A 13,326-nucleotide genomic window follows, 5' to 3' on the forward strand; every position below is an offset into this window, starting at 1 on the left:
AGGTTATAGCTTACCAGGTTTTCGCTACCCATCAATCTAACCGAACAGTATTGGGGTATACCCATGAAAGCAATACTTGTCGCGTAGCCGACAGAATGCGCGATAGATGGAAACAACAGGCGTACTGAAGATCGCGGTTGCTTCAAGCGGTCTTTTTCAAGGACACCCACATGGTGATGACCGCGTTGAAGACGGCTTCACCCGCACGGTCCTCGACCTTGACGTTGACTTCAAACTCGCCGGCGTCCGGCCACTGCGCGAGAGTGACGGGCTCGGCAATCGCGACGAGATCGGTGGTCGCTTTCTTCAGGTATTGAACCGCCATGCCTTTCGGAATCCAGCGGTGGGTTCGCGGAACCGATACTTCGGTCAACATGCCGCCGGCCACTTCCGCCATGTTGCACATGGCGATCGCGTGTACAGAGCCGATGTGGTTAAGCACCGATCGATGCTTGCGTATCTGCACGCGGCAATAGCAGGGACGAAGCTCGGTGATCGTCGGACTGATGCTTGCGAAGTACGGCGCTCTCAAGCACACCAGGCGAGAAAAAAGCCACTTGCCGGCGGGCTTCGAAGATAAACGCGTCCAGAGAGACAAGACATCGATTGCCATGCGGGTCGTCCTTATTCGGTGTGGGGTGCTGTGGCTTCGCTTTCCTCGACTCTCCATCCTGGCCCGGGCAGCGCTTTGACTTCGCGTGGATCGAGAGGCTCGCCGCACTCGGAACAGACTGTCAATGGATGAAACACGTGGCCGCACGTACGGTGTTTTAGCAACATGGGCGGACCGTTGCCGTCGTCCTTCCAGCGATCGCCCCATGCAGTGAGCGCGAGCAGCACCGGATACAGATCTAGACCCTGTTCCGTCAGCCGGTATTCGAAGCGCACCGGTCGTTCCTGATACGAGCGTCTGACCATGATGTCTTCTTCGACCAGACGCGCCAGCCGTTCGGCAAGCACATGGCGCGTGAGCCCCAGTTGCGACTGAAACTCCTCGAAACGGCGCATGCCGAGGAATGCATTGCGCAGTATCAGCAGGGTCCAGCGATCCCCGATCACAGCCAGTGTGCGCGCCACCGAACAGGGCATCGAACCCACATCGCTCCATTTCATGGACAGTTTCCTCGATCATCGATACAAACAGTGCGTTCCATTATAGAACTGGCTCTCGAATCTATTGGGAGCTTTTGCATTGACATCGGAAGTATCGATGCAGACAATCAGTTCCAATTTAGAACTCAGTGTCTGCAGATCAATGTCAGGAGCTTCCCGATGAATCCGCTTTCGATGTCAGGTCTTGAGTTATTGCGTGCCGGAGCCGCCGGCGATTTTCCTCGTGCGTCTATTTCGGAGACGATTCCGATGACGCTCGACGAAGTCGACAGCGGTTACATCAAGATGACCGCCCGGGCCGATGGCCGTCACCTCAACCCGTTAGGTGGCGTACATGGAGGCTTTGCTGCGACGGTGCTCGATTCGGTGACGGGTTGTGCCGTACACACTATGCTAGAAGCGGGAGTGGGCTACGGCACCATCGATCTACACGTAAAGATGCTGCGCCCGGTGCCGCGCGATGTAGACCTGGTGGCAGAAGGCCGTGTGATCAATCTCTCGAAGAACCTCGGTGTCGCGGAAGGATCGCTGAAAACGCCCGACGGCAAGATCGTCGCGCATGCGTCGGCGACCTGTTTGATCAAGCGTCCGGAGTAGTGAGGACGCCGCGTTGCCTGAGCGTCACGGTCGACTCACCACCACTACACCGCGCGCGAGACCGCTGACGGAGTCGACAGCAAGCGCCGCCTGGTATAACTGGGTAACCGGCACCCATACCGCCGGGTATTTGTAACGCGCGACGTCGAGCAGGAGGGCGCTATCGCTCTTGGGATCAAAGGCGGCTAGTGGCGACCAATGCCCGCCGCCTGCTTCGCCAATCTGCGTGCGGTGGAAGTTCAGTAAGGCGAATCGGTCGCGACGCCCGGTGGTATCGCGTACAAGATCGCGAAACTGCTCGAGTGTTAGATCGCTGGCATGGAATGGATGCACGGAGACCGCGAAGTGGCCAAGCACGGCGCTGAGCTGGTCGAGCGTCATGCCTTCATGCGACACCCTGAGCGGATCGGCCAGTTGCGGATCGACGGAGTGAAAGAAGTCGTCCTGCGTGAAATACGGGAACCCGGGGTACAACGCAGTTTTTGGCCGCGGGATATCCAGCGCATTCAGCACCATTACCGACGTTGCGACAGAACAGTACGCCTCGTTTTTCTGCGTCTCGAAGTACTCGGATAACGACCAGTAAGACTGGTTGTCGGCCGTCGAGAGCAGGCGTTGCTGACCGGCTGGCTGCGTCAGTGGGACCAGGTTTGATGGGACCGGCAATGAGCCGTCGGCGTGAACCGCAACTGACGTGGTCGCCGCTGCACCGGTGTCGACGTTCGCCGTCGGTGCCTGCGAGACCTGTAACGGCGCGCAGGCAGCAAGACAAGTGGCAAGCGCGGCTGCAAGTGCAACAGCACGCCATGACGCAAGTGTCTTGTGCCGACGTGAGTCGATGAGAAAACGTTCGCGCATCCCGAAGCTCTCGTAAGGTTGTACTCGACCTTATCGATTGTGGCATGCCGCGACGAGTCTCACACGCCGACCTTCGTTTCGAGTTCCGCAACACGCTTGCGCAGCGCACGGTCTTCGCTGAAGCGACTTGTTTCGTCGCGAATCACGGCGACGATGCCCGTTACATCACCTTGCGGCGAATGCAGCAGCGCGACGGTGAAAGCGATCGACATCGAGCGGCCGCTCTTGTCGACCGCGGGCACTTTCAACAGATCATGCCCGTAGCGCGTTTCGCCGGTCACCATGGTCTTGTTGTAGCCGTCCCAATGGCGGCCGCGTAGCCGTTCGGGAATGATCAGATCCAGCGACTGGCCTAGCGCTTCTGCCTGGGTAAAGCCGAACATGTGCTCTGCCGCGGGATTCCACAGTGTGATGGCGCCGTGCGCGTCGGAGATCACGACGGCGTCGCCGATCGCGTTCACGAGTTGTTCGAAATCGATGGTCGTGGGCATGGTGGGGAGTCCGGTGATTCAAGCGCCGCCGCCCGCTGGATGGGCGGGCGGCGGCAAGCAGATGCGTCGACAGTATCAGTTCGGCGTCAGACTGCCTGACCTTCGTGCATGTGCGCGATCTGCTCACGCGTGTAGCCGAGCTGCGTCAGGACCTCGTCGGTATGCTCGCCGAGCAGCGGCGACCCGGTGATCTCCGGCTTCAGGTCGGAGAACTTGATCGGGCTGCCGACCGTCAGATACGTGCCACGCACCTTGTGCGGCACTTCGACGATCGTCCCGCTCGCGCGCAGCGATTCGTCGTTGGCGAGTTCCTTCATCGTCAGCACCGGCGCGCACGGAATGTCGAACTTACGCAGGATGTCGACCGCTTCGAATTTGGTCTTGTCCGCGAGCCATACTTCGATCGTGTCGAAGATAGCGGTGATGTGCGGTTGACGCGCTTTCGGCGTGTTGTATTGCGGATCGTCGATCCACTCCGGCTTGCCGATCGCGCGGCAGATCGGCGCCCACGCGTGGCCCTGGATCGTGAAGTAGATGTAGGCGTTCGGATCGGTTTGCCAGCCCTTGCACTTGAGCACCCAGCCAGGCTGGCCGCCACCGCCTGCATTGCCGCCGCGCGGCACGACGTCGCTGAACGTGCCGTGCGGGTACTGCGGATATTCTTCGAGGAAGCCAAGGCGGTCGAGCCGCTGCTGGTCGCGCAACTTCACGCGGCACAGGTTCAGCACGCTGTCCTGCATCGACACCGCCACTCTTTGCCCTTTGCCTGTTTGTTGCCGTCCGATGATCGCCGTCAGAATGCCGATGGCGAGGTGCATGCCGGTGTTGCTGTCGCCGAGCGCGGCGGCGCTAACCGTCGGCGGGCCGTCCCAGAAGCCGGTGGTCGACGCGGCGCCGCCCGCGCATTGCGCGACGTTCTCGTAGACCTTCAGGTCGTCGTAGTGGTGGCCGTCGCTAAAGCCCTTTACGGACGCGACGATCATCTTCGGATTCAGATCGCGAATCACGTCCCATGAAAAACCCATCCGGTCGAGCGCGCCCGGGCCGAAATTCTCGACCAGTACGTCCGATTCCTTGATCAGCTTTTCGAGCACTTCCTTGCCTTCGGGCTTCTTCGTGTCGAGCGTCAACGAACGCTTGTTGCTGTTGAGCATCGTGAAGTAGAGCGCATCGGCTTCGGGAATATCGCGCAGCTGGTTGCGCGTCACGTCGCCCGAACCGGGTCGCTCGACCTTGATCACGTCGGCGCCGAACCACGCCAGTAGCTGCGTGCACGCAGGGCCGGCCTGGACGTGCGTGAAATCGATGATCCTGATGCCTTCGAGTGGTTTCTTGCTCACGGTATTTCTCCAGAGTGGCTAGTCTTACGCTTACTTTTCTTGCGCTTACTTTTTCATGGCCGCGCTTTGCGGATTCAGATTCGTTAGACGGCCGCTTTCGGTACCGGCCGCTTCGTCGATGACGGCGTTGATCAGCGTCGGTTTGCCCGAACGGATCGCCGCTTCGAGTGCATGTGTGAGTTCCTCGGGCGTGGTCGCGTTGAAACCCGTTCCGCCGAATGCCTCGATCATCTTGTCGTAGCGCGCGTTCTTCACGAACACGGTCGGCGCAACGTCCTTGCCGCCGGTGGGGTTCACATCGGTGCCGCGATACACGCCGTTGTTGTTAAACACGATCGTGCAGACCGGCAGCTCGTAGCGGCAGATGGTTTCGATTTCCATCCCGCTGAAGCCGAATGCACTGTCGCCTTCGATCGCGACGACCTGCTTGCCGCTCGTCACCGCGGCACCGATCGCGAAGCCCATGCCGATGCCCATGATTCCCCACGTACCGGAATCGAAGCGCTTGCGCGGCTGGGCCATATCGATGATCGAACGTGCGTAGTCGAGTGTGTTGGCGCCTTCGTTGACGACGTTGATGTCGGGATGCGTTTTCAGCACGTCGCGGATCGCGCGCAGTGCGCTATGAAAGCCCATCGGCGACGGGTTCTTCGCGAGCGTCGCGGCCATCTTTTCGAGGTTCTTGTTCTTGCGGTCGTCGACCGCGCCGGTCCATTCAGTAGACGGCTTCGGGAAGCCCGCACCGAGACCCGCGACGAGCGCCGACACGCACGAACCGATGTCGCCGATCACCGGTGCGGCGATCGCAACGTTGCTGTCGATCTCGGTCGGTGAAATATCGATCTGCACGAACTGCTTGGGCGCCGCGCCCCACGTCTTGCCCTTGCCGTGTGCGAGCAGCCAGTTCAGGCGCGCGCCGATCAGCACGACGCAGTCGGCCTCCTGCAACACGAACGAACGCGCCGCGGACGCGCACTGCGGATGCGTGTCGGGCAGAAGACCCTTCGCCATCGACATCGGCAGATACGGAATACCGCTCTTTTCCACCAGCGCGCGAATTTGCGCATCGGCCTGCGCGTAGGCGGCGCCCTTGCCGAGCAGGATCAGCGGACGCTTTGCATGGCGGATCACATCGAGCGCACGCGTGACCGAATCGGGCGAGGGCAACTGGCTCGGGGCGGCGTCGACGACCTTGATCAGCGACTGCTGTGCTTTCACGGCATCGATGGTCTGCGCAAGCAGCTTCGCGGGAAGGTCGAGGTACACACCACCGGGGCGACCCGACACGGCAGCGCGAATCGCGCGCGCGATGCCCACACCGATGTCTTCCGCGTGCAGCACGCGGTAGGCCGCTTTCGCGTACGGTTTCGCTGCGTTCAACTGGTCCATCTCTTCGTAATCGCCCTGTTGCAGGTCGACGATCTCGCGTTCGCTCGATCCGCTGATCAGGATCATCGGGAAGCAGTTGGTGGTTGCATTCGCGAGGGCCGTGAGGCCGTTGAGGAAGCCCGGCGCGGAAACGGTGAGACAGATGCCCGGCTTCTTCGTCATGTAGCCCGAGATTGCCGCCGCGTTGCCGGCGTTCTGCTCGTGGCGAAAACCGATGAAGCGCATGCCTTCGGCCTGGGCGAGACGCGCGAGGTCGGTGATCGGAATGCCGACGAGACCGAAAATCGTGTCGATATCGTTGAGCTTGAGAGCGTCGATGACGAGATGAAAACCATCGGTCGTAGCGGGAGCGTGGTGGGGTTCGTCGGCCGTGATTTCAGGGCGGGCGATTTCGGCGGTGGACATTACTTCTTCTCCGGTTCGTTGTTGGCTGTTCGGGTGTCGCGTGGAGTCACTTCACGCCGATTGTTTGCTCGTGGCTGTGCGAGCGGTTCTGATGGTCGTTTTGCATGTTCGATGATCGCTGGCATCACTCGTTCGAACCCAATGGCGCCGGCCTGAAGGCACCGGCAAAGGCGATTTGTTCGCTTTCCTTCGCCGAGTTCTCGATCCAGCGGCGCCGCATCGGCGCGAGCACGAATTTCGCGGAAACACTGCCGGCGATCGCGATACATGCCGCCGCGATGAACACGACGTTCCAGCCGCCGTGCGCGGACAGCAGCGAAGCCACCGGCACCAGCATCGCGGCCGTGCCCTTCGCGGTGTACAGCGTGCCGGCATTGCCTGCCGCGTACTTGCTGCCGAACGTATCGGCGCAGGTCGCCGGGAAATTCGAGAAGATGTCGCCGTAGAACAGGAAGATCAGCCCGGAGAACACGATGAACAGCGTCGGGTTGTGGCCGAAGTGCATCAGGCCGAGCAGCGCGAGTCCTTCGCCGAGGAACGTGAGAAACATCGTGTTCTCGCGACCGATGCGATCGGAAATCGCACCACACAGCGGACGGGTGAAGCCGTTGCAGAGGTTGTTGACCGACAGCGTCATCGTCAGCAGCGGCAGCGTCACGGCGAAGAACGACATCGGCATCGAAGCGAAACCGTATTCCTTCGCGATCGGTCCGATCTGCGCGGTGGCGATGATGCCGCCGGTCGCCACGCAGACGAACATCGCGTACATCACCCAGAACACCGGCGAGCGGATCATTTCACCGGTCGTGTAGTCGATCTTCGTCGCGACGACACGCTTGATACCGCGTGCGAAGGCAGGCGGATTCGGCTGGACGAGCAGGGTGGCAAGCAACAGGATCGCGGCGCCCTGGAAGAGGCCGAAGAAGACGAATGCGTGCTGATAGCCCGCGTGCTGGATCATGTTGCCGATAGGGATCGCGGTGAGCGCAGCGCCGGCGCCGAAGCCCGCCGCCGTAAGGCCGGCTGCAAGACCGCGCCGGTCGGGAAACCACTTCAGCGCGTTGCCGACGCAGGTGCCGTACACGCAACCGGCACCGATGCCCGAGATCATCGCGGCAAGATAGAGGACCGGCAGGTTCGGTGCGTACGCATCGAGCACCCAGCCGAGTGCGGCGCAGATCGCCCCGCCGATCACGACCGGACGCGGACCGAAGCGATCGACGAGCCAGCCTTCGATCGGCACGAGCCACGTTTCGGTCACGATGAAAATGGAGAACGCAGTCTGGATCGCAGCGAGCCCCCAGTGATGCTGCGCGTTCATCGGCTCGACAAACAACGTCCACGCGTATTGAAGATTGGCCACGAGGCCCATGCAGATCACACCGATCGCGAGCTGCACCCAGCGACTATGCCGTCGCGCGGTATACGCGCCGGCCACTGCATTGTCTGGCTGTGCCAATTCTTCGTCTCCGTTCATGACTTCGCATACTGCGGATCACTGCATGGCTCTTGTGTCGCCGCCGACAGAAGCGGTGATAGAAGCGGCGACGGGCCTGGAAGCAATGACGTTCAGGCATGGTGGCGACATTTGTGCTATTGCAAAAGTCAAACATTTTTATGGTTTGCATAAGGTGTCGTGAATGGACGCCTGGCAAGTCTTGACGTGCCGCAACATGACGCGCGACGTCGAAACGGCAATCAATGCAGTGGGGGCGCTAAGGATGGATGTGCGCTACCGCATGCAGGCAATTGCAGTGCAGCACGAACACAGGGAAGAGGGGCGCGCAGCGACTCCGTCGGAGTCGCGCGGCGATTTGCAATCGGGGTTAGTCGGGGGATGGATTACCGCGTGTTGCGCTGGCTTACCGCCAGGACGCCATGGTCTGGAAGACACCGTCGCGTCTGACCAGCGCGTGCAAAAGTGCTGCCGCGAGGTGCAGCACGATCAGCGCAAAGAAACACAGTGCGAGCACTCGGTGTGCGTTCCACAGCAGCGTGTGCAGGCTGTCGCTATGCGGCAGGAAGGAGGGCAGATGAATGCCGAACACCACGACCGGATAGTCCGCCGCCGACAGCATGCCCCAACCGATCAGCGGCAGCGCGATCATCAGAATGTAGAACGCGAGATGCGACAGGTGCGCGGCAAGTTTCATCGGTTCCGGCATCGACGCGGGCAGCGGCGGTGCGCCGCGCGTCAACCTGACAACGACGCGGATCAGCGCCAGCACCAGTATCGCGATGCCGAGCGGTTTATGAACCGATACCAGCGAAAGGTAAGTAGGGCGCACGGTCGACACCATTCCGACGCCGATAAACAGCATCGCCAGAATGCAGATCGCCATGATCCAGTGAAGCGCTCGCTGCAGCGGTGTGAAGCGATTGAGTGTCGAGCTCATTGCGTGTCTCCTGCCGCTGGATGCCGCGGGTAGTTCTTCTCCTCCGCCGTGCGCCGGTCGAACGATACGGCATAGGCTGCGGAGCGCGCGGCGGGAAACGGATCGTCTGAAACATGCATGCCGGCTGGCAGGACGGTCGGGTCGAAGTTCAGATCGCGGCACGGTCCGTCGGCTTCGGGCTCGATGGTGTTGACCACGAGTGTTCCGGCTTCTACCTTGCGTCGATCGTCGGGCCAGGCCTTGGTGGGATCGGCGGTCGGGTCGCCGGGATTGGCCAGCGTGAAGACCAGTGTCCATCGTTGCGGAGCGCTGTGCACACGCTGCGTGATATCCGTATCGAGGAAGTCGGCGCCGCGTGCTTTCAACTCATCGGGAGAGATGGCCTCGGGGTGCGCAGCCGGCACGAAAGACCAGCGCACAGCCTGCGTCTCGCCAGCAGCATTGGTGAAAACGAAGCTATTGAGGCTGTTGTATTGTTCCTGCGCATAAGAAGCCGTCCACGGCGCACTGCCTGCCCACTTCGCAAAATTGCCGAACTCCGGGTGCGCACCGATGAAATTCTTCATCGCGTCCGGGTTGCTCTTGTCGCCCACTGCTTTAAGCAAGCCGTAGAACGCTTGAGGTGTGGACACCGCGAAGAACGGCGCGTCGATCATCGCCGTGCGCCACTCGCTTCCATTCCCGGCCACGATACGCAGACTGAGGCCGCGTACCCGTACCGTACCGTCGGGCGCGGTGGGAACCGGTGTCGCGAGGTTAAAACGTCCTGTGACAGGGTACGAGCCGGTAGCAAGCATCGGCGCTGTGGACAGGCTCGCCGCCGCACCATTCGATTCGAAGCTGCCGGTGAAACAGATGCCTTTGGCATGATTGCGGCGATAGCCGAGCGCCGGGCCACCCGGCGGCGCCAGTGCGTTCACGAGTTTGGCAGGAGTCAGGCGATTCGGGCTGAGCCAGCCTCCCGTATAGGCGAAGGCTGCGACAAGCGCAATCACGATAACGGCAATCAGGACCAGCGAGCGAAGCGGGGACGCGCTGGAAGTCGGTCTGTCGGCCATCGATCTCTCCGGGGCAACGATTCGGCTGAGTCGAAATCTAGCAGGCTCGCGACGATTGCGCTATCAAACTGTACAAAGGGTGCAAGCTCGCGGCCGCTCACGATGGGCCTGGTCGATTCTTCGGATGCTCGCTCGGCTACACCGCCTGCTCCTGCTCCTGCTTCGCGGCACGCTGCGGTATCAGCACGATGCACACCACGATAAAAGCAAGCAGGATTCCTGACGCAGACAATCTGCTGATGTGCAGCCCTCCCTGTGCCACCGGCTTGTCGAGAAAGTCGCCTAAGGTCGCACCGAGTGGCCGCGTCAAAATGAACGCTGCCCAGAACAACGCCGTACGCGATACGCGGGTCGAGAAATAGAGCGCGGCAACCACCACCAGACCGGCGCCAAACAGCATCGCGCCATATTCGTATCCAATGCCCAGACCGCCGCGGTCGTCGCCCGCCACCCAGTCTCCGAGCGCGGTGCCGAGCGTCTGCGAGAACAGGATCGTGATCCAGTAGAACCATTCGGCTTTGGCGGTGACGATGCTTCCGACCGAGACCGTCCCCTCCGATCGATACCATATCGCCAGGCTCGCGATCAGCAACGCGACGACAATGGCGGTGCCTCCGGGATAACCGACGCCGAGCGACCGGTCGGCGAAATCCGCCATCGTCGTGCCTAGCGTAGTCGTGGCGACAATCGTTGCCCAGTACAGAAAGCGCCGGAAATCGCTAGCCTTTACCTGCGCAGAAACGAGGCCAACGAACAACACGAGGAAGATCGCCGAACCCACCAGGTATCCGAGGTTCAGCGACATCGATACCCAGTCGCCGCCGGTTTCCCCCAGCGTCGTGGCGGCCACCTTGATCACCCAGAAACCGAGCGTCACTTCGGGAACCTTGCTGGCGGCCTGCCTCGCGAAGCTCACACTACTTCCATTCATGTCGCAGTTCCTCTCTATCGAAGATTCGCAGGACGTTGTGGGCACAAGGTCTTGCGCCGCACGCCTGCGAGGTTGATCGCACAACCTGCGAATCTAGTCGATGAAAGGTTAACGTTTGCTTAACCGCACTGATGTGCGTTAATCCGCGCTATCCACGCTGCCCGTCTGAACCGCGTCGCGCCGATAGCCCGAGGTAGCAAGCAACAGGCTGCGCGTGTACTCATGCTCGACCTGCTGCGCGCGAATCGACGCGATATCGAGCTGCTCGACGATCTCGCCATTGCGCATGACGGCGACACGCTGGCAGAGAAAACCGACCACGGCGAAATTGTGGCTGACCAGCACCATGGTCAGATGACGCTCGCGATGAAGCCGTCGCAGCAGGTTGAGAATCTCGGCCTGCACGGACACATCGAGCGCGGACGTGGGCTCATCGAGCAGCAGTACGCGCGGCTCGACAATCAACGCCCGCGCGATCGCAACGCGCTGCCGCTGGCCGCCCGACAACTGATGCGGATAACGGAAGCGATACGCGGGACCGAGGCCCACTTCGCGCAGCGCGTCGACGATGCGTTGATCCTGCCGGTCGATGCGATTGATGGCGAGCGGTTCGCGCAGGGTTTGATCGACGGTGAAACGCGGATGCAGCGAGCCATACGGGTCCTGAAACACCATCTGCACATCGCGTCGAAACGAGCGATCGATCTTTTCTCCGGGCACATGCGAGCCGACTTTCGCCTGGCCGCCCGCGATCGGTGCGAGGCCCGTTAACGCGCGCAGGATCGTCGACTTGCCGGAACCGGATTCACCGACCAGTCCGAACACTTCTCCTTCGTCGACATGAAAACTCGCCTCGCGCACTGCGTCGAGGTAACCGGTCTTCGTCCTGAAACGAACCGTTAGGGCGTTGACGTCGATCATGTTGGCGTTCCCGTCGGATGCGCTTGCCGGTGTGGTTGCGTAAGCCACGCGGCATCGCGCTCCAGCACCGGCAGTTCATCGGGCGGATTGACGAGCGGGGGATTGGCCGCAAGCAGACCGCGCGTATAGGGATGCTGGGCGTGGACGAGATCGCGTGCCGCACAGGTTTCCACCACGCGCCCCGCGTACATCACGACTACGCGATCGCAGAACGACATCACGAGCGGCAGATCATGGCTGATAAAAATGAGGCCCGTGTCGTGCTTTGCGATCATTTCGTCGAGCACGCCAAGCACCTGCATCGAGACGAGCACGTCGAGCGCGCTGGTCGGCTCGTCGGCGATGAGCAGTCGCGGGCCGGACGACACCATCATCGCGATCATCACGCGTTGCCCCATGCCGCCCGACAATTCGTGCGGGTAGGTATCGGCGACCCGCTCCGGATCGCGGATGTGCACGGCTGCCAGCGCCGCGACGATCTTCTCGCGCATCTCGCGGTGCCCGAGCTTCGGACCATGCAGGACGAACGCCTCGCGCATCTGCTGTGCGACGGTCATTACCGGGTTCAGCGAGTATTTCGGGTCCTGCAGGATCATGCCCATCTGCTGGCCGCATAGTTGCCGGCGCTTGCGTGCCGACATCGTCAGCAGATCACGACCATCGAACTTCATCGTCTGCGCAGCGAATTGCGCGTTAGCCGGCAGCAAGCCAAGCAACGCTCGTCCGGTCAACGATTTACCCGAACCGGATTCGCCGACGATGCCAAGCCGCTCGCCGCGCTGGAGCGTCAACGACAGGCCACGCACGGCCTCCGTCAATTCGCCGTCGTGACCGCGAAAGCCGACGCGCAGGTCGTCGATTTCACACAACGGTTGGGTCATATCGGCGGACATGATCAGCCTCCGTGGCGCGGATCGAAGACGTCGCGCAGACCGTCGCCGAGCAGGTTGAAGGCGAGGCTCACCAGCAGAATGGCACAGCCTGGAACAGTGGCCACCCACCACGCGTCGAGCAGCACGTTGCGACCCGAGGCGACCATGTAACCCCACTCGGGGCTCGGCGGTTGTGTGCCGAGGCCGAGAAACCCGAGACCCGCGACGGTGAGAATGACGCCGGCCATATCGAGCGTCGCACGCACGATTACCGACGACGAGCACAGCGGCACGATATAGCGCAACAGGATGCGCGGCCGCGACGCGCCCTGTAGCCGCGCAACGTGTATGAAATCCGCTTGCACGAGCCGCAGGGTTTCCGCCCGTGCAAGACGTGCATAGGCCGGCCACGCCGTAATCGAAATCGCGATCACCGCGTTGATGACACCCGGTCCTAGCGCGGCCGCGAATGCGAGCGCAAGCACGATCTTCGGAAACGCGAGCGCCACGTCGGTGATCCGCATCAGCACATTGTCGACCCAGCCGCCAAAGAAACCGGCTGTGGTGCCGATCAGCAGACCGACCGGCACCACGATCACCACGACGAGTATCGCGATCGAAAGCGTGAGCCGCGAACCGTAGATCAACCGCGAAAAGATGTCGCGACCCAACTGGTCGGTGCCGAACCAGTGCGACGGCGAAGCGGGCGGTAGAAGGCGGTCGGAGAGGACTTGTTGCAGCGGATCGTGCGGTGCGACCAACGGCCCGATCGCCGCGACGATGATCAACAAGGCAAGAATCGCGAGGCCGAACACGGACAGCGGATTGCTCGCGAAGCGTTGCCAGCGTCGATAGGCGAGGCCGAACGCCGCTTGTTTACGCGACGCGGGCGTGTCGTTCAGCAGCCAGTCTTTCCATCGTCGGGGCGTGGCATTCATCGGCCAGTCCTGCGTTT

15 protein-coding genes are annotated in these 13,326 nt (G+C 61.6%); 2 read left to right on the forward strand and 13 right to left on the reverse strand.

What is annotated here, in order from left to right; all coding sequences use genetic code 11:
• Positions 1-142: 142 nt before the first annotated feature.
• Both M0D65_RS32690 and M0D65_RS32695 read right to left on the reverse strand, forming a co-directional pair.
• Positions 143-613, reverse strand: coding sequence for a hotdog fold domain-containing protein (locus M0D65_RS32690; protein WP_266256156.1), 471 nt, complete (start codon positions 611-613; stop codon positions 143-145).
• An 11-nt stretch (positions 614-624) separates the two neighbouring features.
• Positions 625-1,113, reverse strand: a complete 489-nt coding sequence (locus tag M0D65_RS32695) for a helix-turn-helix domain-containing protein (protein ID WP_266256157.1) — start codon at positions 1,111-1,113, stop codon at positions 625-627.
• A 159-nt stretch (positions 1,114-1,272) separates the two neighbouring features.
• Here M0D65_RS32695 and M0D65_RS32700 point away from each other — a divergent pair, with 159 nt between their 5' ends.
• Positions 1,273-1,710, forward strand: a complete 438-nt coding sequence (locus M0D65_RS32700) for a PaaI family thioesterase (protein WP_091006400.1) — start codon at positions 1,273-1,275, stop codon at positions 1,708-1,710.
• Between the two features lie 24 nt (positions 1,711-1,734).
• On the opposite strand, the gene M0D65_RS32705 is transcribed toward M0D65_RS32700, so the two are convergent.
• From M0D65_RS32705 to oxlT, 5 genes are all read right to left on the reverse strand, one after another.
• Positions 1,735-2,568: a phytochelatin synthase family protein gene (locus M0D65_RS32705; RefSeq protein ID WP_266256158.1), complete on the reverse strand. Its 834-nt coding sequence runs from the start codon at positions 2,566-2,568 to the stop codon at positions 1,735-1,737.
• A 59-nt stretch (positions 2,569-2,627) separates the two neighbouring features.
• Positions 2,628-3,059, reverse strand: a complete 432-nt coding sequence (locus tag M0D65_RS32710; RefSeq protein WP_266256159.1) for a PAS domain-containing protein — start codon at positions 3,057-3,059, stop codon at positions 2,628-2,630.
• An 86-nt stretch (positions 3,060-3,145) separates the two neighbouring features.
• The gene (gene frc, locus M0D65_RS32715; RefSeq protein ID WP_091006395.1) at positions 3,146-4,399 is read right to left on the reverse strand and encodes a formyl-CoA transferase; all 1,254 of its coding nucleotides are present in this window, start codon (positions 4,397-4,399) and stop codon (positions 3,146-3,148) included.
• Positions 4,400-4,444: 45 nt separating this feature from the next.
• Positions 4,445-6,193 (reverse strand): oxalyl-CoA decarboxylase, encoded by a 1,749-nt coding sequence (gene oxc, locus M0D65_RS32720; RefSeq protein ID WP_266256160.1) that lies wholly within the window; start codon positions 6,191-6,193, stop codon positions 4,445-4,447.
• Positions 6,194-6,317: 124 nt separating this feature from the next.
• Positions 6,318-7,652: an oxalate/formate MFS antiporter gene (oxlT, locus tag M0D65_RS32725; protein ID WP_266256161.1), complete on the reverse strand. Its 1,335-nt coding sequence runs from the start codon at positions 7,650-7,652 to the stop codon at positions 6,318-6,320.
• 43 nt (positions 7,653-7,695) lie between these two features.
• On the opposite strand from oxlT, the gene M0D65_RS32730 reads away from it, so the two are divergent.
• Entirely contained in the window at positions 7,696-7,833 is a 138-nt protein-coding gene (locus M0D65_RS32730; protein WP_170275718.1) for a hypothetical protein, read from the forward strand.
• Between the two features lie 222 nt (positions 7,834-8,055).
• Here the strand turns inward: M0D65_RS32730 and M0D65_RS32735 are convergent, their stop codons facing one another.
• From M0D65_RS32735 to nikC, 6 genes are all read right to left on the reverse strand, one after another.
• Positions 8,056-8,589, reverse strand: coding sequence for a cytochrome b (locus M0D65_RS32735; RefSeq protein ID WP_266256162.1), 534 nt, complete (start codon positions 8,587-8,589; stop codon positions 8,056-8,058).
• Positions 8,586-9,647, reverse strand: a complete 1,062-nt coding sequence (locus M0D65_RS32740) for a catalase family peroxidase (RefSeq protein WP_266256163.1) — start codon at positions 9,645-9,647, stop codon at positions 8,586-8,588. Before M0D65_RS32740 ends, M0D65_RS32735 begins: the two co-directional genes overlap by 4 nt.
• A 136-nt stretch (positions 9,648-9,783) precedes the next feature.
• Positions 9,784-10,578, reverse strand: a complete 795-nt coding sequence (locus M0D65_RS32745; RefSeq protein WP_091006388.1) for a hypothetical protein — start codon at positions 10,576-10,578, stop codon at positions 9,784-9,786.
• A gap of 138 nt (positions 10,579-10,716) precedes the next feature.
• Complete coding sequence (locus M0D65_RS32750; RefSeq protein WP_266256164.1) at positions 10,717-11,499, reverse strand: ABC transporter ATP-binding protein; 783 nt, start codon at positions 11,497-11,499, stop codon at positions 10,717-10,719.
• The gene (locus M0D65_RS32755) at positions 11,496-12,392 is read right to left on the reverse strand and encodes an ABC transporter ATP-binding protein (RefSeq protein ID WP_266256165.1); all 897 of its coding nucleotides are present in this window, start codon (positions 12,390-12,392) and stop codon (positions 11,496-11,498) included. Before M0D65_RS32755 ends, M0D65_RS32750 begins: the two co-directional genes overlap by 4 nt.
• Positions 12,393-12,394: 2 nt before the next feature.
• On the reverse strand, positions 12,395-13,309 hold the full coding sequence (nikC, locus tag M0D65_RS32760; protein WP_266256166.1) for a nickel transporter permease: 915 nt from the start codon (positions 13,307-13,309) through the stop codon (positions 12,395-12,397).
• Between the last annotated feature and the right edge of the window lie 17 nt (positions 13,310-13,326).

It is taken from the genome of Paraburkholderia sp. CHISQ3, from assembly GCF_030464945.1.
In the GTDB taxonomy this organism is placed as follows: Bacteria; Pseudomonadota; Gammaproteobacteria; order Burkholderiales; family Burkholderiaceae; genus Paraburkholderia; species Paraburkholderia megapolitana.